At 39.9% G+C, this 18141-nt stretch carries 22 protein-coding genes and 1 pseudogene; 15 read left to right on the top strand and 8 right to left on the bottom strand.

What is annotated here, in order from left to right:
* Nucleotides 1–61 precede the first annotated feature (61 nt).
* The 6 genes from BMX69_RS11900 (at nt 62) to BMX69_RS11870 (ending at nt 4371) form a co-directional block, all read left to right on the top strand.
* Nucleotides 62–451: a (deoxy)nucleoside triphosphate pyrophosphohydrolase gene (locus tag BMX69_RS11900; RefSeq protein ID WP_054792107.1), complete on the top strand. Its 390-nt coding sequence runs from the start codon at nt 62–64 to the stop codon at nt 449–451.
* A gap of 55 nt (nt 452–506) precedes the next feature.
* Nucleotides 507–1016: a GNAT family N-acetyltransferase gene (locus tag BMX69_RS11895; protein WP_054792106.1), complete on the top strand. Its 510-nt coding sequence runs from the start codon at nt 507–509 to the stop codon at nt 1014–1016.
* A gap of 47 nt (nt 1017–1063) precedes the next feature.
* Nucleotides 1064–2347 (top strand): 4Fe-4S dicluster domain-containing protein, encoded by a 1284-nt coding sequence (locus BMX69_RS11890; RefSeq protein WP_100042451.1) that lies wholly within the window; start codon nt 1064–1066, stop codon nt 2345–2347.
* A 503-nt stretch (nt 2348–2850) separates the two neighbouring features.
* Complete coding sequence (locus BMX69_RS11885) at nt 2851–3240, top strand: DUF2089 domain-containing protein (protein WP_025233947.1); 390 nt, start codon at nt 2851–2853, stop codon at nt 3238–3240.
* Nucleotides 3241–3259: 19 nt separating this feature from the next.
* Nucleotides 3260–3703 carry an SHOCT-like domain-containing protein gene (locus tag BMX69_RS11880; RefSeq protein WP_100042450.1) on the top strand — a complete coding sequence of 148 codons (444 nt, stop codon included), beginning with the start codon at nt 3260–3262 and terminating at the stop codon, nt 3701–3703.
* A 326-nt stretch (nt 3704–4029) separates the two neighbouring features.
* Nucleotides 4030–4371, top strand: coding sequence for a phage holin family protein (locus tag BMX69_RS11870; RefSeq protein ID WP_025233944.1), 342 nt, complete (start codon nt 4030–4032; stop codon nt 4369–4371).
* A gap of 234 nt (nt 4372–4605) precedes the next feature.
* Here BMX69_RS11870 and BMX69_RS24440 read toward each other — a convergent pair whose 3' ends face one another.
* On the bottom strand, nt 4606–4749 hold the full coding sequence (locus BMX69_RS24440; protein WP_166433192.1) for a hypothetical protein: 144 nt from the start codon (nt 4747–4749) through the stop codon (nt 4606–4608).
* 49 nt (nt 4750–4798) lie between these two features.
* Here BMX69_RS24440 and BMX69_RS11865 point away from each other — a divergent pair, with 49 nt between their 5' ends.
* On the top strand, nt 4799–6157 hold the full coding sequence (locus BMX69_RS11865; protein WP_100042449.1) for an 8-oxoguanine deaminase: 1359 nt from the start codon (nt 4799–4801) through the stop codon (nt 6155–6157).
* Nucleotides 6158–6382: 225 nt separating this feature from the next.
* Here BMX69_RS11865 and BMX69_RS11860 read toward each other — a convergent pair whose 3' ends face one another.
* Complete coding sequence (locus tag BMX69_RS11860) at nt 6383–6886, bottom strand: cupin domain-containing protein (RefSeq protein WP_100042448.1); 504 nt, start codon at nt 6884–6886, stop codon at nt 6383–6385.
* Nucleotides 6887–7135: 249 nt separating this feature from the next.
* Between BMX69_RS11860 and BMX69_RS11855 the strand changes: the two genes are divergently transcribed.
* The gene (locus BMX69_RS11855) at nt 7136–7657 is read left to right on the top strand and encodes a nitroreductase family protein (protein ID WP_100042447.1); all 522 of its coding nucleotides are present in this window, start codon (nt 7136–7138) and stop codon (nt 7655–7657) included.
* A gap of 130 nt (nt 7658–7787) precedes the next feature.
* Here the strand turns inward: BMX69_RS11855 and BMX69_RS11850 are convergent, their stop codons facing one another.
* On the bottom strand, nt 7788–8324 hold the full coding sequence (locus tag BMX69_RS11850) for a flavin reductase family protein (RefSeq protein WP_100042446.1): 537 nt from the start codon (nt 8322–8324) through the stop codon (nt 7788–7790).
* Nucleotides 8325–8432: 108 nt separating this feature from the next.
* On the opposite strand from BMX69_RS11850, the gene BMX69_RS25230 reads away from it, so the two are divergent.
* Both BMX69_RS25230 and BMX69_RS11840 read left to right on the top strand, forming a co-directional pair.
* Entirely contained in the window at nt 8433–8507 is a 75-nt protein-coding gene (locus BMX69_RS25230) for a winged helix-turn-helix transcriptional regulator (protein ID WP_408610341.1), read from the top strand.
* A gap of 56 nt (nt 8508–8563) precedes the next feature.
* Complete coding sequence (locus BMX69_RS11840) at nt 8564–9013, top strand: GNAT family N-acetyltransferase (RefSeq protein WP_054792103.1); 450 nt, start codon at nt 8564–8566, stop codon at nt 9011–9013.
* Nucleotides 9014–9219: 206 nt separating this feature from the next.
* On the opposite strand, the gene BMX69_RS11835 is transcribed toward BMX69_RS11840, so the two are convergent.
* Complete coding sequence (locus BMX69_RS11835; protein ID WP_100042445.1) at nt 9220–10173, bottom strand: CatA-like O-acetyltransferase; 954 nt, start codon at nt 10171–10173, stop codon at nt 9220–9222.
* 228 nt (nt 10174–10401) lie between these two features.
* On the opposite strand from BMX69_RS11835, the gene BMX69_RS11830 reads away from it, so the two are divergent.
* The 5 genes and pseudogenes from BMX69_RS11830 (at nt 10402) to BMX69_RS11810 (ending at nt 14627) form a co-directional block, all read left to right on the top strand.
* Nucleotides 10402–11250, top strand: coding sequence for a sialate O-acetylesterase (locus tag BMX69_RS11830; RefSeq protein ID WP_054792102.1), 849 nt, complete (start codon nt 10402–10404; stop codon nt 11248–11250).
* 50 nt (nt 11251–11300) lie between these two features.
* Nucleotides 11301–11831: a PadR family transcriptional regulator gene (locus BMX69_RS11825; protein ID WP_054792101.1), complete on the top strand. Its 531-nt coding sequence runs from the start codon at nt 11301–11303 to the stop codon at nt 11829–11831.
* 100 nt (nt 11832–11931) lie between these two features.
* Nucleotides 11932–12420 (top strand): MarR family winged helix-turn-helix transcriptional regulator, encoded by a 489-nt coding sequence (locus tag BMX69_RS11820; RefSeq protein WP_100042444.1) that lies wholly within the window; start codon nt 11932–11934, stop codon nt 12418–12420.
* 177 nt (nt 12421–12597) lie between these two features.
* Nucleotides 12598–13068 (top strand): annotated as a pseudogene (tnpA, locus tag BMX69_RS11815) (IS200/IS605 family transposase).
* A 281-nt stretch (nt 13069–13349) separates the two neighbouring features.
* Nucleotides 13350–14627, top strand: a complete 1278-nt coding sequence (locus BMX69_RS11810; RefSeq protein ID WP_100042443.1) for an MFS transporter — start codon at nt 13350–13352, stop codon at nt 14625–14627.
* Here BMX69_RS11810 and ribH read toward each other — a convergent pair.
* Genes ribH through ribD form a run of 4 tightly spaced genes read right to left on the bottom strand, consistent with a single transcriptional unit; the run spans nt 14602 to nt 18028 of the window.
* Entirely contained in the window at nt 14602–15072 is a 471-nt protein-coding gene (gene ribH / locus BMX69_RS11805) for a 6,7-dimethyl-8-ribityllumazine synthase (RefSeq protein WP_025233932.1), read from the bottom strand. The genes BMX69_RS11810 and ribH overlap by 26 nt on opposite strands.
* Before the next feature lie 24 nt (nt 15073–15096).
* Nucleotides 15097–16296, bottom strand: coding sequence for a bifunctional 3,4-dihydroxy-2-butanone-4-phosphate synthase/GTP cyclohydrolase II (locus BMX69_RS11800; protein ID WP_054791610.1), 1200 nt, complete (start codon nt 16294–16296; stop codon nt 15097–15099).
* An 11-nt stretch (nt 16297–16307) separates the two neighbouring features.
* A complete protein-coding gene (locus BMX69_RS11795) occupies nt 16308–16946 on the bottom strand; it encodes a riboflavin synthase (RefSeq protein ID WP_054791609.1) in 639 nt (212 codons plus the stop codon).
* Nucleotides 16928–18028 carry a bifunctional diaminohydroxyphosphoribosylaminopyrimidine deaminase/5-amino-6-(5-phosphoribosylamino)uracil reductase RibD gene (gene ribD / locus BMX69_RS11790; RefSeq protein ID WP_100042442.1) on the bottom strand — a complete coding sequence of 367 codons (1101 nt, stop codon included), beginning with the start codon at nt 18026–18028 and terminating at the stop codon, nt 16928–16930. Before ribD ends, BMX69_RS11795 begins: the two co-directional genes overlap by 19 nt.
* Nucleotides 18029–18141: the final 113 nt, after the last annotated feature.

The raw sequence follows: 18141 nt of genomic DNA, 5'->3' as shown, positions 1-18141 counted from the left end.
AGTTTTTTTGGAGTGGAAATAAAAGGCAGATATATTGTATAATGAGCTTGAGGTGATTAGTATGAATAGAATTATAGCGGCAGCCATTGTAAAAGAAGGTAAGACTTTTATAGCGAGGCGCAATTACGGATCGCTGGCAGGCTATTGGGAATTTCCAGGTGGAAAAGCAGAAGGTAATGAAACAGATGCAGAATGCTTAAAAAGAGAAATTATGGAAGAATTATCTGTGAAACTCAAGATAGAAGAGTGTCTTGGTGAACAGCAGTTTTTTGTTGATAGAAAAGAATATATGATGGTTTTGTACAAGGCAGTTTTATTAGATGAAAACTTCCGGCTCAGTGTGCATAGTGAAACTGCATGGGTGGAGAAGGAGCAGCTGCATAAGTATAAGCTGTCGCCAGTGGATGAATTAATGGTGCAGCAAGGGTGTTTGGAGAGGCTTACTGTCTGAAAATACAACAGAGAAGAAAAGGATAATAAGGAGCTGTGAAGGGAGAGATATTTAAATGGAGTGTAAAATTCGTAAATGGCAGATAGAGGATGCCGAAAATTTAGCATTAGTAATAAATAACAAGAAAATCCAGGATAATCTAAGAGATGGGCTACCTTATCCCTATACCGTTGAAAATGCAAAAGAATACATTGATTCTATGTTGTCAGCGGACAAGGATGAGACATATGCTTTTGCAATTACGGTAGACGATAAAGTGATGGGAAGCATTGGAGTGTTCCGCTGTAACAACATTCATTTCAGAAGTGCTGAAATGGGTTATTATATAGCAGAATCCTATTGGGGGAAAGGAATTGGTACAATTGCAGTGGAACAGACCTGCAGGTATATTTTTGAAAATACGGATATTATTCGGATTTTTGCAGAACCCTTTGCTTATAATACGGCATCTTGCCGTATTCTTGAAAAGGCAGGATTCCAGTGTGAAGGTATCTTAAGAAAGAATGCAATTAAAAATGGGGCTATCCTCGATATGAAAATGTATGCACTGATTAAAGAGGATTGATAAATTATATATACACGATCCATACTTTATATTAGGAAGGTGAATCCATGGGACATATTACAAGCAAAGATGCCTATAAGAATTTAGAAGAAAGAATCAATTGGTTCACACAAGGGGCTCCGCCAACGGAAAGCCTGTATAAAATTTTGCAAGTTCTATATACAGAAAAGGAAGCCAAATGGGTCGCATTATTGCCGGTTCGTCCATTTACAGCAAAAAAAGCAGCTAAGATCTGGAACACCAGTGAATGGAAAGCAGAAGCTTTTTTAGAACATCTTTGCGGGAAAGCGTTACTTGTGGATTCATTTTATAATGGGGTACGTCAATTTGTTATGCCGCCGCCAATGGCAGGGTTCATTGAATTTGCATTGATGCGCACAAGAGGCGATATTGATCAGAAATATTTAAGTGAATTGTATTATCAATACATGAATGTAGAAGAAGATTTTGTTAAGGATTTATTTTTCGCAACAGAGACATATCTTGGACGAGTCTATGTTCAGGAGCCGGTACTGACAAGTGAGAACACAATTCATATTTTGGATTATGAAAGAGCCAGTCATATAATTGAAGATGCAGCTTATATAGGCCTTGGAACCTGTTATTGCAGGCATAAGATGCTGCATGCAGGCCACCCATGTGAAATAAATGCCCCGTTGGATGTTTGCCTCACCCTTGGTAATGTGGCCCGTTCTCTTGCGGAAAATGGGCAGCATGCAAAATTAATTGATAAGAAAGAAGCAATGGATGTGTTAGAACGTTCTTATGCTGCGAATCTGGTACAAATTGGCGAAAATGTTCGTGAAGCCCCGGCATTTATCTGTAATTGCTGCGGTTGCTGCTGTGAGGCCTTACAGGCAGCAAGAAAATTCAGTCCAATGCAGCCTGTAGCTACCACAAATTATATACCTAAGATTTCGCAGCAATGTATAGGATGTGGTAAATGTGCAAAGGTATGTCCGGTATTGGCTATTTCCATGCAAAAAAACAAAGAGGGGAAAGCAGTAGCTCAAGTGGACGAGGAGGTATGCCTTGGCTGTGGTGTATGTGTGCGGAGCTGTCCTAAAGATGCCATTGAATTAGTGCGAAGAGATGTACAAGTCATTACACCGGTAAATAGTACTCATAGATTTGTGCTGCAAGCAATCGAAAAAGGAACCCTGCAAAATCTCATATTTGATAATCAGGCATTTGCCAATCATCGTGCGATGGCAGCAGTACTCGGAGTTATTCTTAAATTACCTCCTTTAAAGCAGATGATGGCCAGCAAACAGTTTAAATCCATATATTTGGATAAATTGTTGTCAAATAAGAGCAGCAAAAGGTCGTAAAATGTATGCAGAAATAATGAGGAGTAATTTTGAGATATAACTTACTATAAAATCAAGAGGCTAAGTTTTTAGGTCGGCATTAACGACCTAAAAACTTAGCCTTTTTTACAAAGATGCGGAACGGAAGAAATCTACAGAAGCGTGAGCGAACAAGTACAATAAAAACCTGTTGATTCCGGAAAAACTGATATTATGTATACGAAGGCTGTTAAAGGCAAGATTGACTGCATAATCACATAATCTAACAGTAGATTATCAAGTGATATACAGTTAGTTTAAAGAATAATAGAATTTTTAAGGAAAAAATGACACGAAAGAGCATATGGTGGATTTTTATTATCAAATGGGCAGGCTTTATTAATATTCTTAAAAGACCGATTTAATATATTCAACATTTGAATCAATTATTTTAATAATAATATTAATATTATTGATTTGAATATTGACATATTTAATTTACGGTTGTATATTATAATCAAATACTACATCAGAAAGGTGAAAATATGAAATACAAAGCTCCGGGTAAATGTCCCGTATGTGGTGAGAAGCTTTCCATAACCAAGCTAAGCTGTCCCAGGTGTTCTACAGCCATTGAAGGCGATTTCCAGCCTTGTGAATTCTGCCGTCTTCCAGAAGAGGATCTCGAGTTTGTCAAGGTATTCATAAGATGCCGCGGTAATATCAAGGATGTTGAAAAAGAACTGGGCATCTCTTATCCCACGGTCCGGGGTAAACTGGATTCGGTCATAAGAGGCCTTGGGTATGAAGTATCATCAAAAGAATCAATGAAGGAGAATGAAGATAAAGCAACCGCCAGGAATGAAATTCTTGACCAATTATCAAAAGGTGAAATCTCCCCAAAGGAAGCAACGGAACGAATTAAAAATCTATAATTAATAGGAGGGTCAGTCCATGAGTGAGCAACAAAAAATACTGGAAATGATAGAAAAAGGGCAAATTACCGCTGCAGAAGGCATGGAGCTTTTGGAAGCTCTGAATGTGACTAAGGGAACAGAATCAATCCAAAGGGTTGAAACTGTAACATCTGCAAGACGAAACTATAAGTTCCTTAAAGTAAAAGTAACTTCGGATGACAATTCCGTTAATGTTAACGTAAATATACCGTTACGATTGCTGACTACGATCAGTGAAATCGCTGATAAGATGACTACTATGGTTCCTGCTGATGCCAGAAGAGAGATGGAAGCAAAGGGGATCGATATTTCCAGCATCGATTTTGCAAAGATAATCGAAGAGATCATAAACGGCACCTTGGAAGATCCGAATATCGTTGATGTAGAAGCCTGGGATGAAAGCCATAAAGCAATGGTAAAGGTGAAAGTATATGTCGATTAAGGGCTGTCATTTTTTGCGGATCAAGCTCCAGATTGAGAACAGAAGGTTCATAAGAATTCCCTTTCCCATTCCCCTGTATATCTTTCAGGAATTATTGGACTGTTTTCAGGATTTACTGACTGTCGCATGTTTCTTTGTACCGAAAGTGCCTGATCCCGGCTCATCCTCCTCAATCACCATCCATTCAGTGAAAGTGCTCAATATTGCAGCCATGAAGCTGCTGGATTCATTATCCGAGGATGAACCATATAATCTTGTCGATGTCACAACCGACAAAGTCAAAGTATTAATTAAAATCAGGTAAAGCATGTCTATTGGAGGTAAAAATGACGAAGCCGTTCATAAAATATATATCAATCGTATTAACCATATATCTAATGTCATATGTATCACACTCGGTTTATATTGGCAGCATCCCGGCACTTCTTATTATGGGATTGGTACTGTTGGCAGTAAACTTTATATTAAAGCCGATTCTGCTGCTGTTTACACTGCCGGTCAACTTACTGACCTTAGGATTATTCAGTTTTATAGTGAATGCCTGGACGATTATGATTGCAGATCAATTTGTAGCAGACATAAGCATGGGCGGCTTTCTTAATTCACTTCTGGCTGCCTTTATCATTGCTATCTTTAATCATCTGCTCAGGGATATGAATAAGGGATAAATTGATAGGTTACAGGTGTAAGACGCATATGGTAATATTAAAATCGAAGAAAAGAAGAGGATAGTCCGGAAATGATTTTGGAGTAGCCTCTTCTTTATTACGTTCTGCAAATAAAGCCGGTGGGAGAAGATTGCAATAAACTAAAAAATTGTGATTTTTACACAAAATAATTCTGATAATTGTTATATAATTAACATTGAATAATAAAAAGAAAACCAATATAATAACAGAGTATCAATTGTTCTTTGAAAAAATCATATCTATATAGCTGTTTAAAACGTAGCTGGGAACACGCGGCATACTGCTGGTATCATATATACCGATTAGCGTATGAGGGTGTTTCGTGGCCACCCGAACCGCCGGCAGTACACCAGTCATATAGTCTATGAAACAAAGCTTGTTATGTATTTAATACCAGGAGGTAATGATGAAAGGAACCCTGCTTGTAAAGAATGTAAAACATCTTGTGACATGTGACGCTGATGACAGACTGCTGGAGGGAGTGAATGTGCTGATAAAGAACGGTGTAATAGCCGAAGTCGGCAGCAATGAACAAACAGCTGATGATGTGATCGACGCATCTAATATGGTGATGTATCCGGGACTTATTAATACTCACCATCATTTATATCAAACCTTCAGCCGTAATTTGCCTCAGGTTCAGAGGATGGAATTATTCCCGTGGTTAAAAACTTTATATGAAATCTGGAAGCACGTAGATGAGAACGTGGTTTATTACAGTTCCCTTACAGGACTTGGGGAGCTGTTAAAAACAGGGTGTACCACCTGTTTGGACCATCATTACGTGTTCCCCAAGCATGCCGGAACAGGACTATTGGATGCCCAGTTTTCTGCAGCGGAGGCGCTTGGCATCCGTTTTCACGCCACAAGAGGCAGTATGGACTTAAGTGTGAAGGACGGCGGTTTGCCGCCGGATTCCGTTGTCCAGACAGTGGATGAGATTTTAAAGGATTCCGAAGCTGCTGTGAAAAAATTCCATGATGGCAGCCCATATTCCATGCGCCAGGTGGCATTGGCTCCCTGTTCCCCCTTCAGTGTGACCGGGGAACTTTTGAAGGAATCGGCAAAGTTGGCCAGAAAGCTGGGGGTAAGACTACATACTCATTTGGCAGAGACAAAGGATGAAGAACAATTTACCCTTTCTCACTTCGGTATGCGGCCTTTAGCATATATGGAAAGCCTGGGCTGGGTCGGCCCCGATGTATGGTATGCCCACGGGATTCATTTTAACGAGGATGAACTGGAGCTTTTGGCCAGAACTCAGACAGGTGTAGCTCATTGTCCCATCTCCAACATGAAGCTGTCTTCAGGCATCGCTTCCATCCCGGAAATGCTTAATCTGGATGTCCCTGTAGGCTTGGCTGTGGACGGATCAGCCAGCAACGACGGCTCTAATCTTCTGGAAGAAATGAGAGTGGGCTACCTTCTCCACAGGCTAAATGACAGCCGGAAGGCACCTAGCGGATATGATATGCTGAAAATCGCAACCAAGGGAAGTGCGAGAGTACTGGGCCGGGAAAATTTAGGAGAAATTTCCGCAGGTATGGCGGCGGATTTTTTCCTGGTCAATTTAAACCGTATTGATATGATAGGCGCTCAGTTTGATCCAATGTCGATTTTGAGCACGGTGGGGCTTAAGGGCAGTGTGGACTATACGGTTGTAAATGGCAATATTGTTGTGAAAGAAGGCCGGCTGGTGCGAATGGACGAAGAGATTTTGGTTCGGAAAGCAAATGAGGCCGTAGCTGACTATTTAAATAACTGAAACATTTCCTGCATCACTGAACAGATTTGTTCGCCATGATTGCCAAGGAAGAACTGATTGTAGGGGCTGCCTTTCGACTGTTTTGTCCGCAGCCCTTACAATAGGCAAAATACTGGAGAATCGTATAGAACAGTCAAGTAGTATTACGGATCTTAAGTCTGATTTTGAAGGCCCAAAGTTTCGGACGCTTTAAAACCAAATAAATATGATCATCGAAGTCAACATTTATTCATTGGAAGTCAGTTTAAGAATGATCTGCTGATGCTGAGGATATTTTTCTATCAACTCACTTCTTTTGAATAACTCAAAGTCTTTAAATTCAAATCCTGGCGATACCATACAGCCCACTAATGCATATCCTTTATTATTCATAGCGGAACCAAATATATAATCCTTTGGCACCAATACTTGAGGCTTTTCATTATTTTCAATATCAAGTCCCAGCTGTTCGGTGAGAAGCTCTCCCTTTGGGCTGATCATATAAATCGTCAGGGGAGAACCCGAATGATAGTACCACATTTCATCTGATTTTAGTCTGTGAAAATTAGATACTTCTCCGTCCCTGAGTAAAAAATAGATACTTGTCCAAAGTATTCGTGAACCTTCAAAGTCAACCTTTAACTCTTTTGATGTTATAGTTTCTTCCGACGCATAATTTTCTTTGTAAAACCCACCTTCCGGATGTGCTGTCATGTTCAAGTTTTTAATAAAATAATCTGCAGTATGCATAGTGATACTCCTTTCATTTTTTTCTTATTTTATTATATCTTATTATTTGGATATGTAAATTTAATTCTACAAATGATACATTTAAAATAAGATGTAGAGGAGATGAAAAAAACTCCGTATGGAAGAGCCATAAGAATACCTCCTGACTGCAGATGGCAGTATAGGAGGTGTTTGTATCATTGACTTTCTTCATTTCTAAGGATAAAATTAATAAGGTAATAAACGCAAAGGTCATAGAAAGGACAATTTATGCTATTTGACATTTTAAAATCCAGGAGAAGCATAAGAAAGTTTCAAAATAAGGAAGTTGAAAAAGAAAAAATTAATGTGATTCTTAAAAGTGCCCTGCTGTCTCCATCATCCCGGTCCATCAGACCTTGGCATTTTATCGCAGTCACCGATGCGGATCTGATCCGCCAGCTCTCTCTTTGCAGAGAACCTGGTTCACAGTTTTTAGCAGGTGCTCCTTTGGCAATAGTAGTATTAGCGGATAAAGGTTCAAGTGACGTATGGATTGAGGATACGTCCATAGCGGCAGCCATTATTCAATTGATGGCACAGGATTTAGATCTTGGGTCGTGTTGGATTCAAGTAAGAGAGAGATTCCATACAGAACAGGAGACAGCAGGAGATTATATAAGAGAAGTACTGGAAATACCTGAGCAATTTAGTGTTGAATGTATGATTGCCATTGGCTATCCCGCAGAGGAGAAAAAGCCATATGAAGAACGTACGATGCCATATCAAAAGCTTCATTACAACAAATTTTAAATCTAATAAGATGGATATTGCCCTCAAAAACCTCTTGTCGTAGGATTAGAATACGACAGGAGGTTTTAGTCATGCCTGATAGCTATATAATATTGTCCCCATACGCACAAAAACAGGCCTGATATTGATATTATTCGATAATATATGCACTTAGAATCTCTCCGTAATAAGCGGTATGAAAATCTCTGTTTGCGCCATGGAATGAACTGTCTACATCCTGCGGGTAAAATGCGTTTCTGTATTCTTCGGTAATTTCGTGCTCATCTTGCTTTTGCTTATATACAACCCTGCACTCAAGCGTTAAAGGAAGTTCCTTAATACCAGGAACAGAAATGGTATTGGGTGTTTCAAGCGTAAGGTTAAGTTCTTTGATTTTATCAGTGGAATAACCGGATTTTGTCCCGCAAACCCCTAAGATCTTTTTGTCAAAATTGCCATATGGTATATTTATCGTGAACTCAGGATTTTTTTCCAGTTGAAATTTTGTAAAACGATTCTCTCTAACGAAAACAGTAAAGATCGGCTTTGACCATTCAATTCCCAGGGTACCCCAGGAAATTGTCATAGAATTCACTTTGTCTTCCGTCTTTGTGGTCAACAAAACACCTGTTTTTAGTGCTTTCATAATCTCATTGGTATAATCAAATACTTCAATTTCTTTTTTCATTGTGTGATCCTCCTTGTCATTTTATAATTATTATATTATGATAGGATAATTATATTAGCAAGTATGCACTTTTAGGTTAGATACTATGAAAAAGGAGAGTTAGAATGGCTGACGGATAAAGGGGAGTCCCTTATGCCGGTGCTAGACGCAATGTGTAAATGGGGACATCAGTTTGTGGAATAATATAATACGAAAAATTTTATGAGCATATAAATCAGGACATACGACGGAGATTATAAATGAAAGATAATATTTTAATTTTAGAAGCCAAACAATCAAATCACGAGGAATTACGAGAGATATTTTTTACGGTACGTAAGGATACTTTTCACTGGATAGAACTAAACGCGCTGAAATTGTCAGATTATGATGAAAGTACTAAAGATGAGCTAATATTGGCTGCATTCATAAATAATAATATAGTTGGGTTTGTATCAATTTGGGTACCAGATAAATTTATACATAATTTATTTGTACTAAAAGACTTTCAAGGCAAAGGTGTTGGAACAGCTCTTATTAATGAAGCCGCTAAAAGGGTAGGACTGCCATTAACTTTAAAATGTGTAAAAGAAAACACTAAGGCTTTCGATTACTATAAATCGCATAATTGGAAAATTGAAAAAGAAGATATGGGTAATGAGGGGTTATATTATTTAATGAAGTATAGTAGACCCTTAAATGAGGAGTGAATATCAGAAAATGGAAAAGTAAAAATAACTGATCGAAATAATAGCGGGTCTGTGACATTAGCCATAGGCCCGCCTGTTTTGGTAATACACATCTTTTTAGTTACCTGCATACCCATTGATTTGCATATTTTTTATCTCATCAACGGAATAAAGCTGTTGCTGTTTCCAATTCACCATTCACAATCTCATTAATATAATTGCAGTAACTACATCCAGCTTTCGGGAGCAGCGATACCAGTCTTGAACTTTTCTAAAAATAACCCCACATGATATCCGTCAGCCACAGCATGGTGAACGGTAATAGAAAGGGGCATAATTTTTTTTCCTTCTCTATCAAAAAATTGCCCTGCCTGTATTACCGGAAAGTAATTATTGATATCGGCATAAGGTACCGGTGTATAACTTGTAAACTTTATCCATGGCAGCATACCTATCATAAAGCTATTCTGGGGTGGAGTATCAGGCTTTGCCAATATCCCATGGTTATCTGCATATTTTTTTTGATCTTCCATGTAATTATGATAGAAAGTCTCAAAATTGGGGTCATACTCCGTCCATATATTTGACATCGTCTTGTCGTCTTCATGGAAGCATGCATAAGAGGGGTGCAAAACCTCATAAAATCCCAGCTGATCATTTGAATTGGAGATACGAAACTCCTGCTGCTCAGCGATTAGTTTTGAAGCCAGATATAAATAAGCAGGGAAGAACTTTTTGTTTTGCTTTTTTATCATGTTGAAGGTGTTGGTGATGTCAACATCAACACTAATGGAAAAACCGGTAGGTAACATCTTAGTAAAATAGTAAAAATATTGTTTCCTATCCCAATTATCAAAATCAATGGGATGAAAGGCAGTATTTAATCGTAATTCTTTATTTGTTTTATTCGGCAGATCGGTTTTGGGTTTCCAATAACGTGATCCGTTTGGCTCACGGCATAATAAACCATTGTCAATCAGTTCCCGCCTGAGTATGAAATAATCCCCGAACGTATGCCAATCTTCACAGATAGAGTTCACTTCTTTTTCTGTATAATTACGGTCTGATTCAAATTTTTCCGCCAGATGACAGAGCGTTGCAGCTCTGGTGGATTGCTTTTGTGGTAATTGCGTAATTTTACCTTGATCATCAAGAAATTTATCTATTTTAATTTTATCCAAATTTATTTTCTCCTTTTCAATTCATTTTCGTATCATCTAAAATAAATGAAATGATCTCCTCACGAACTATTGTAACCCCTGATTTTTGGTTTTTCAATAAACGCTCCGTAGAGTTCTTCCATCATTGCAATAGAAGTTGACAAGATAGTCTAATTAGACTAAGATAAAAATGTATAGTCTAATCAGATCACATGACTACAGTACGATATTGAAAAAGAGGGTAAAAAAATGGTTAAATCATTTTTAATGTTAGGACAGTCTAATATGGCTGGTCGGGGATTTATTCACGAAGTATCCCCTATTTATAGCGAAAGGATACAGATGCTGCGCAATGGCAGATGGCAGATGATGACGGAACCCATTAACTATGACCGCCCTGTTTCGGGAATAAGCCTTGCAGCATCCTTTGCAGACGCATGGTGCCAGGTAAATGAGAAGGATACCATTGGATTGATTCCTTGCGCTGAGGGCGGTAGTACCCTTGATGAATGGGCTGCCGATGGGGTACTTTTTAAACATGCAGTGAATGAAGCTAAATTTGCAGTCCAGAATAGTGAGCTGACAGGAATTTTATGGCATCAGGGGGAAAGTGATAGTACCAATGGAAATTATAAAGTCTATTATAAAAAATTACTTTCAATCATTGAAACCCTTAGGAAAGAATTGAATTCTCCAAATATTCCTCTGATCATTGGCGGGTTAGGAGATTTCTTGGGTAAAGAAGGGTTTGGAAAAAGCTGCACGGAATATAATTATATCAATCAAGAGTTGCAGAAATTTGCCCTTGAGCAAGACAATTGTTACTTCGTTACCGCTGCAGGTTTAACTTCTAATCCAGATGGGATCCATATTGATGCAGTTTCCCAAAGAAAGTTTGGTCTAAGATATTTTGAAGCGTTTGATAAAAGGCAGCATATAATGGAGCCATTAGTGAATGAGAATGAGCTGATAAAACGTAACGACACCAGAACTCATACAAAAACTGAAACGATCTATATCATAAGCAAGGATTTTGCATTAGGAAAAATGTCGTTTGAGGAATTCCAATCTCAGCTCACACAAATCAGCAAGAATTAACCTTTTTATGAAAAGGCTGTCAGTATGTTATAAGCATAGGAGGTAACTTCTTGATACCGCTATTAATATTAGGCTTATTGAAGCAAAATCCAGGTTCTTATGGTTACGAATTATTAGCTTTAATGAAAAAAAATCATTACAAATATATAGTGAACTTTACAAAAGGATCCTTTTATTACAATCTTCAGCAATTAGAAGAAAAACAACTTATTAAACAAGTGGATGTTGACAAGAACGACCGCACCAGAGAAACGTACAATTATATCATTACAGAACTGGGAAATAAAGAATTTGAAAAATTAATGTATCAGTATGGTTCGAAGACAGAGTATGTAAATTTATCATTTTATACAACCATGTTGTTTGCCAATGAATATAAAACAGAGGATTTTATTCAATTATTAAACATGCAAATCATGCAAACCAGAGAGAAGATTACTCTACTAGAAAAATCCCTTGAACAAGATGATAGGAATCCTGCCTATTTTAACCACATGTTGAATAATTCACTTGCTCACCATTTAGTAAATGTTGAATGGTTTGAAGGACTGTTAAATGAAATAAGATCCAAAGATGTATAAATGCAAGGGCTTTTTTATTTATAATTCCTTTACGATGTTGAAATAGAGACATATTTTCAGTATAATATTGTTAATACACCAAAGGGTGGGAGGATAGGCCATGAAAAAAGAAGAGCAGGTCATAGCTGGTTTCTGGGACTTATTTAGCAAGAAGATCTGGCTTGATGGGTATAAGATGAAAGAGAGCCTTAAGGATTATAAGCCTTCTGAAATACATTGCATTGAATACATCGGAAAAAGTGAAGATTCCAACGTGACAAAGCTTGCAGAGACCTTTTATATGACCAGAAGCGGCATAAGTAAAATAACGAAAAAACTCATAGAAAAAGGCCTTATTGAAAGCTATCAGAGGCCTGATAACAAGAAAGAGATTTATTTCAAGCTTACGGAACAAGGGAAAGCAATTTACAAAGTCCACGAGGAACTGCACAAAGAGTTCCAAGAACGGGATAAGGCCGTATTTGATCATGTAACTGAGAAACAACTAGACAGCATGATTGGTTTTGCTGAAAAATATAATAAGCATTTGGATGCGGAAATAAAAAAACTGGGTGTAGATATTAAGACGGAAAGCTATGATAAACTATAGTTATGTGAAACCACAGGCAGCCCGGCTCTATAGAGAGCGGGCTGCTTTTTTGTATCTCATACAATAAAACCCCCTGTTATACAGGGGGAAGGTATAAAACTTATAGTTATATTAAAAGCCTCCAGCTATAATAAATGTGGGTTCGCAAGCCACAAATAAAAAACTGGAGGTATCCAAATGGATAAGAATACATTAACACATACAACTTGGAATTGCAAATATCATATAGTTTTTGCGCCTAAATTTAGAAGAAAGGCAATCTATGGAGAGTTGCGAGAAGACATCCGAGAAATTATTAAGATGTAATGTGAAAGAAAAGGGATAGAAATATTAGAGGGAGAGTTGATGCCAGACCACATTCATTTGCTGTTAAATATCCCACCGAAATATAGTATTTCAGAAATAACGGGATATCTAAAATCAAAAAGTACTCTTATCATATTTGAAAGACATGCTAATTTAAAATATAAATATGGAAGTAGAAAATTTTGGTGTAGAGGATATTTTGTGGATACAGTAGGAAAAAATGAGAAGAAGATAAAAGAATATATTCAAAATCAGATGCAGGAAGATCTGCTGTATGATCAAATGAGTATAACGGAATATATTGATCCGTTTACCGGAGAAATGGTAAAAAAGAAAAAATGAGCATGCCCCAGAAGGGGCGGCAGAAGATCCCAAGGGGATAATGGATAAAGGTGCATAGAAAATAGGCCCGAAAGGGCTAGCAAGAGAATGTGGTACAAAAGGCGAACCTTTCTATGCGCCTTTAGGCGTAGGTCGGAGTAACCCCCTTATAGGGGGTATGTCAAACCGCCGGTTTTACCGGCGGTACTGATTGTTGCTATTATTGTTGACAAGGACCCAAAAAAGTGATAAAGTATGTTTCCGAGGACACAAAAAGTGCCGCGAAAGGAGAATAAATAATCATGCAAACCAAAGCGATATTATCAAAAGATTTTATACTTGTTGCAATCGGTCAGGTCATTTCCTTGTTTGGTAATCAGATTTTAAGATATGCCCTACCTCTTTACCTGTTAAATCAAACGGGCTCGTCTGTTTTGTTTGGGACAATTCTTGCCTGCTCTTTTATTCCGATGCTATTTCTGTTTCCTATAGGAGGAATCATTGCTGACCGTGTGAACAAGAGAAATATCATGGTGATTCTGGACTTTAGCACAGCATTACTTATTTCCCTGTTTTGTCTGATGGTAGGGAAACTAGATGTTGTTCCGCTTATGACAATAACAATGATAATCCTGTATGGTATACAGGGCGCATATCAGCCGGCAGTAAAGGCAAGCGTACCTGTTCTGGTAGATACAGAAAATATCATGCAGGCTAATTCCATTGTTGATTTAATAAGCTCACTGGCCGGTATGGTTGGGCCGGTAATCGGCGGTATATTATTTTCCATTGTTGGGTTAGCGCCGATTCTATATGTAAGTATCGGCTGCTTTTTCCTGGCTGCCGTAATGGAGATTTTTATCCATATTCCATTTGAAAAAAGGCAGGCAGAAGGAAATATATTCATTACCGGCTTCAACGACTTAAAAGAAAGTTTTGGTTTTATGTTTAAGGAGCAGCCGATTTTGTGGAAGCTGTCATTAATTTTTGCTTCTATCAATCTTTTTTTGACTTCTCTGGTTTTAATAGGAGTTCCAGTTCTAATTACTCAGCGTCTGGGGTTTGCCCCTAATACTGCCAATCGGTTATACGGATTTGCGCAAGGTACCATCGCTGCCGGATGCATATTAGGAGGACTGCTCGCCGGAGTATTTTCTAAGAAACTAAAATCAAAGACAAGTCCATTTCTCTTAATGGGATGTGCGATTTCCATTCTTTTAGGAGGGGCTGCACTTCAGGTTCTAAAAGGGCCAATGGAGGTTTATATTGTTTTGCTTATGGGGTGTTCTCTGATGTTGGTATTGTCAACATTATTCCAAATACAAGTAATGACATATCTTCAGATATTAACGCCAAAAGAATTAACAGGGAAAGTCATTTCCTGTGTTATGTGTATTTGCATGTGTACGAATCCTCTTGGACAGTTCCTCTATGGTTTTGTGTTTGAAAAGATCGGAAGCAGTACATACCTACCTTTTTATATGGCTGCCTTGATCATGTTAGGAATTAGTGTCTTTACCCGCCCTATGTTCTATGGAATGGATCAGACAGGCCTTAACGGGCATCAATCTCACGGATGAGGTTGACCATTTCAATGGCTCCGACCGCACAGTCAAAGCCTTTGTTGCCGGCCTTGGTGCCAGCACGCTCAATGGCCTGCTCGATGTTTTCTGTGGTCAGCACACCAAACATAACCGGAATATCACTGCAAAGGGATATACTGGCAATGCCTTTGGACACCTCGTTGCACACATAATCGTAGTGAGATGTGCTGCCGCGAATGACTGCACCAAGGCAGATCACCGCATCGTATTTCCCGCTTTTTGCCATTTTAGAGGCAATCAGCGGAATTTCAAAGGCTCCGGGAACCCATGCGATGTCTATGCTGTCATCACTGACCTCATGGCGCTTTAGTCCATCCAAGGCACCGCTTAGTAACTTTCCAGTTATGAATTCATTGAAACGTGCAGCAACAATGCCGATTTTAATATCCTTTGATACGAGTTTTCCTTCAAATGTTTTCATTGTAAGCTCTCCTTTAAAAATATATTAATAATTCAAAATATGTCCCATCTTTTCCTGCTTGGTTTTTAGATAAAACAGATCATTTGCGTTAGCATCCATCTGGATGGGAATTCTCTCTGTAATCTCTATCCCAAAGCCGGAAAGCTGATAGACTTTGTCCGGGTTGTTTGTGAGCAGACGCAATGTTTTTACCCCAAGGTCACGCAGAATCTGCGCACCGATAAAATATTCCCGCATATCCCCATCAAAACCAAGGGCGAGATTAGCTTCCAGAGTATCCATACCCTTATCCTGAAGGGCATAGGCCCGCAGTTTATTGATCAATCCAATTCCGCGGCCTTCCTGGCGCATATAGAGCAGAATTCCGCGGCCTTCCTTCTCTATTTGTGTCATTGCCGCAGCAAACTGCTGTCCGCAGTCACAGCGCTCAGAGCCGAACGCGTCGCCGGTAAGGCATTCGGAATGAACACGGCATAAAAGATTTTGGCCATCACCGATCTCACCCTTTACTAGCGCCACATGATGCTCACCGTTTAGCTTATTGATGTACCCATAAACCTTGAAATCACCGTATTTTGTGGGAAGATCCGCGCAGGTAGCCTGTTCAACAAGTTTATCTTTTCTTTTACGGTACTCCTGTAAGGCTTTTATGGTAATTATTTTTAGCCCCCACGTTTCTGCCAGTGCTATTAATTCCGGTGTGCGCATCATGGTTCCGTCCTCCCGCATGATCTCGCAGCATATACCGCATTCCTTTAATCCGGCCAGCCGCATGAGATCCACCGTAGCTTCGGTATGTCCGTTACGCTCCAGAACGCCATTTTTTCTTGCAAGAAGAGGGAACATATGACCGGGCCGGCGGAAATCTTCCGGCTTTGCGTTGTCCTCCACGCATTTCATGGCAGTAAGACTGCGTTCTGCTGCTGAAATTCCGGTGGTGGTACCGACATAATCGATGGACACAGTAAAGGCCGTTTCGTGGTTATCATTATTGTCAGAGACCATCTGAGGGAGCTTCAGCTTATTACATAACTCTGCGCTCATTGGCATGCAAATGAGACCTTTGCCATGGATTGCCATAAAATTCACATGGTCCGTGGTAGCAAATTCAGCGGCACAAATAAAATCTCCTTCGTTTTCCCGGTTTTCATCGTCTGTCACCAGAACAATTTTTCCTTGCCGCAGATCCTCCAGTGCTTCTTCTATGGTGTTAAATTGAACCATTTTAATTCCTCCTAAAATCCATATTTTGTAAGAAAGTCGGCGGTGATATTATGTTTGGATTGCTGTATGCCCATCAGCCGTTCCACATATTTACCGATGCAGTCGTTCTCAAGATTGACCCTGTCGCCAACGCGTCTATGTGATAAAGTAGTTATTGATGCAGTATGGGGTATGATAGAAACGCGGAAGAAGTCCCTTCCTACGTTTGCAACGGTAAGACTGATTCCGTCGATCGCTACAGATCCCTTTTCAATGATATACCGCAGAATGCCAGGGGTGGTTTTGATCGTATACCAGACGGCATTATCGTCTTTTTCAATGGCAGAAACCATTCCGGTACCATCAATATGGCCTGAGACAATATGCCCCCCAAATCTTCCGTTAGCCGGCATTGCACGTTCCAGATTGACAGGGCTACCCGTTGGTAAACTTCCGAGAGAGGAGCGGTTAAAGGTTTCGTGCATAACATCGGCAGTAAATCCGCTCTGAGAAAATGTTGTAACCGTGAGACACACGCCGTTGACAGCGATACTGTCCCCAATGCGGACATCCTGCATGATTTTCTTTGCCTGAACAGAGATAGAAGAGGACTCTGCACCTTTGCGGACGGTTTGTATTCTGCCGATTTCTTCTATGATTCCTGTGAACACCTGATTACCTCGCTTTCCAATAAAAGATCCTCCTCCAACCATGAGATGACCGGCTTGCTTAAATGAAACGCATTATCCGGGCTGTCTGCTCCAAGGCCCATTACCGGTGTTTTCCCGCTGCCTCCAAACAGCTTAGGGGCAATGTAGGTCTGTACTTTGTTGACGATTCCGCATTGCAGCGCAGACCAGTTTAATGTACCGCCTCCTTCCAGTAATACACTGTCAATTTTTCTTTCGCCCAGAGCTTTTATAAGGCAGCTTAGATCAATATGCCCTTCCTTTTCAGGAAGTACCAAAATGTTACAGCCTGCTTCCAGATATGGCCGATGTTTGTCATGATCCGTGTCTGCCGTAGCAAGGAGGGTAGCGGTCATGCCTGATGTAGCAACAAGCTTTGCGCTTAGGGGCGTTTTAAGATGGGTGTCACAGATGATGCGGAGCGGGTTTCTGCTGTTTTCCAGCCGGCAGGTCAGCAGCGGATCATCTGCAAGGACGGTGCCAACCCCTGTCATAATGGCAGAATAGCGGTGCCGGTCCTCATGAACACGGTGCCGTGCCGCTTCACCGGTGATCCATTGGGATTTTCCAGTACGTGTCGCAATCTTCCCATCCAGAGTCATGGCGTACTTCATGATCACATAAGGTGTTTTGTTTTGGATGTAGTGAAAGAAGCTTTGGTTTAGTGCATCACATTCATCTTTTAAAATTCCTTTGGTGACTTCGATTCCACTGGAACGCAACAGCTCAATGCCTTTTCCCCCTACCAGCGGGTTCGGGTCACAAGAGCCGGTTACCACACGCCGGATACCACTTTCCAGGATTGCGTCGGTGCAGGGGGGAGTTTTTCCAGTATGGCAGCAAGGCTCCAGTGTCACATACATGGTTGCTCCCGCCGGCGATGTCTCGCAGTTGGCCAGGGCGTTGCGTTCCGCATGAAGGCCCCCGTACTTCTGGTGATATCCCTGACCAATCATCTTACCGTCCTTTACAATCACTGCCCCCACCATGGGATTTGGATTTGTCCAACCACATCCTTTCTTTGCAAGCTGCAAAGCTAATCGCATGTATTCCGTATCAGTCATACAGCACCTCCTAAAAACAAAATGCCTTGAACAAAGTCGTTCAAGGCATATAAAAATCACGTGTACAGAAGGGTATATACTACAATAAAAAACTCTGGAACAAAAAAACTAGT

The sequence above is a fragment of the Lacrimispora sphenoides JCM 1415 genome (assembly GCF_900105615.1).
GTDB classification, from domain to species: domain Bacteria; phylum Bacillota; class Clostridia; order Lachnospirales; family Lachnospiraceae; genus Lacrimispora; species Lacrimispora sphenoides.
The sequence above is the reverse complement of the archived record's forward strand: the minus strand, read 5'-3'. Positions and strand labels throughout refer to the sequence as shown.

Bases quoted from the DNA above. Each gene is read 5' to 3' on its own strand.
- BMX69_RS11900 (WP_054792107.1), top strand. From the start codon at position 62: ATGAATAGAATTATAGCGGCAGCCATTGTAAAAGAAGGTAAGACTTTT.
- BMX69_RS11895 (WP_054792106.1), top strand. From the start codon at position 507: ATGGAGTGTAAAATTCGTAAATGGCAGATAGAGGATGCCGAAAATTTA.
- BMX69_RS11890 (WP_100042451.1), top strand. From the start codon at position 1,064: ATGGGACATATTACAAGCAAAGATGCCTATAAGAATTTAGAAGAAAGA.
- BMX69_RS11885 (WP_025233947.1), top strand. From the start codon at position 2,851: ATGAAATACAAAGCTCCGGGTAAATGTCCCGTATGTGGTGAGAAGCTT.
- BMX69_RS11880 (WP_100042450.1), top strand. From the start codon at position 3,260: ATGAGTGAGCAACAAAAAATACTGGAAATGATAGAAAAAGGGCAAATT.
- BMX69_RS11870 (WP_025233944.1), top strand. From the start codon at position 4,030: ATGACGAAGCCGTTCATAAAATATATATCAATCGTATTAACCATATAT.
- BMX69_RS24440 (WP_166433192.1), bottom strand. From the start codon at position 4,749: ATGACTGGTGTACTGCCGGCGGTTCGGGTGGCCACGAAACACCCTCAT.
- BMX69_RS11865 (WP_100042449.1), top strand. From the start codon at position 4,799: ATGAAAGGAACCCTGCTTGTAAAGAATGTAAAACATCTTGTGACATGT.
- BMX69_RS11860 (WP_100042448.1), bottom strand. From the start codon at position 6,886: ATGCATACTGCAGATTATTTTATTAAAAACTTGAACATGACAGCACAT.
- BMX69_RS11855 (WP_100042447.1), top strand. From the start codon at position 7,136: ATGCTATTTGACATTTTAAAATCCAGGAGAAGCATAAGAAAGTTTCAA.
- BMX69_RS11850 (WP_100042446.1), bottom strand. From the start codon at position 8,324: ATGAAAAAAGAAATTGAAGTATTTGATTATACCAATGAGATTATGAAA.
- BMX69_RS11840 (WP_054792103.1), top strand. From the start codon at position 8,564: ATGAAAGATAATATTTTAATTTTAGAAGCCAAACAATCAAATCACGAG.
- BMX69_RS11830 (WP_054792102.1), top strand. From the start codon at position 10,402: ATGGTTAAATCATTTTTAATGTTAGGACAGTCTAATATGGCTGGTCGG.
- BMX69_RS11820 (WP_100042444.1), top strand. From the start codon at position 11,932: ATGAAAAAAGAAGAGCAGGTCATAGCTGGTTTCTGGGACTTATTTAGC.
- BMX69_RS11810 (WP_100042443.1), top strand. From the start codon at position 13,350: ATGCAAACCAAAGCGATATTATCAAAAGATTTTATACTTGTTGCAATC.
- ribH (WP_025233932.1), bottom strand. From the start codon at position 15,072: ATGAAAACATTTGAAGGAAAACTCGTATCAAAGGATATTAAAATCGGC.
- BMX69_RS11800 (WP_054791610.1), bottom strand. From the start codon at position 16,296: ATGGTTCAATTTAACACCATAGAAGAAGCACTGGAGGATCTGCGGCAA.
- ribD (WP_100042442.1), bottom strand. From the start codon at position 18,028: ATGACTGATACGGAATACATGCGATTAGCTTTGCAGCTTGCAAAGAAA.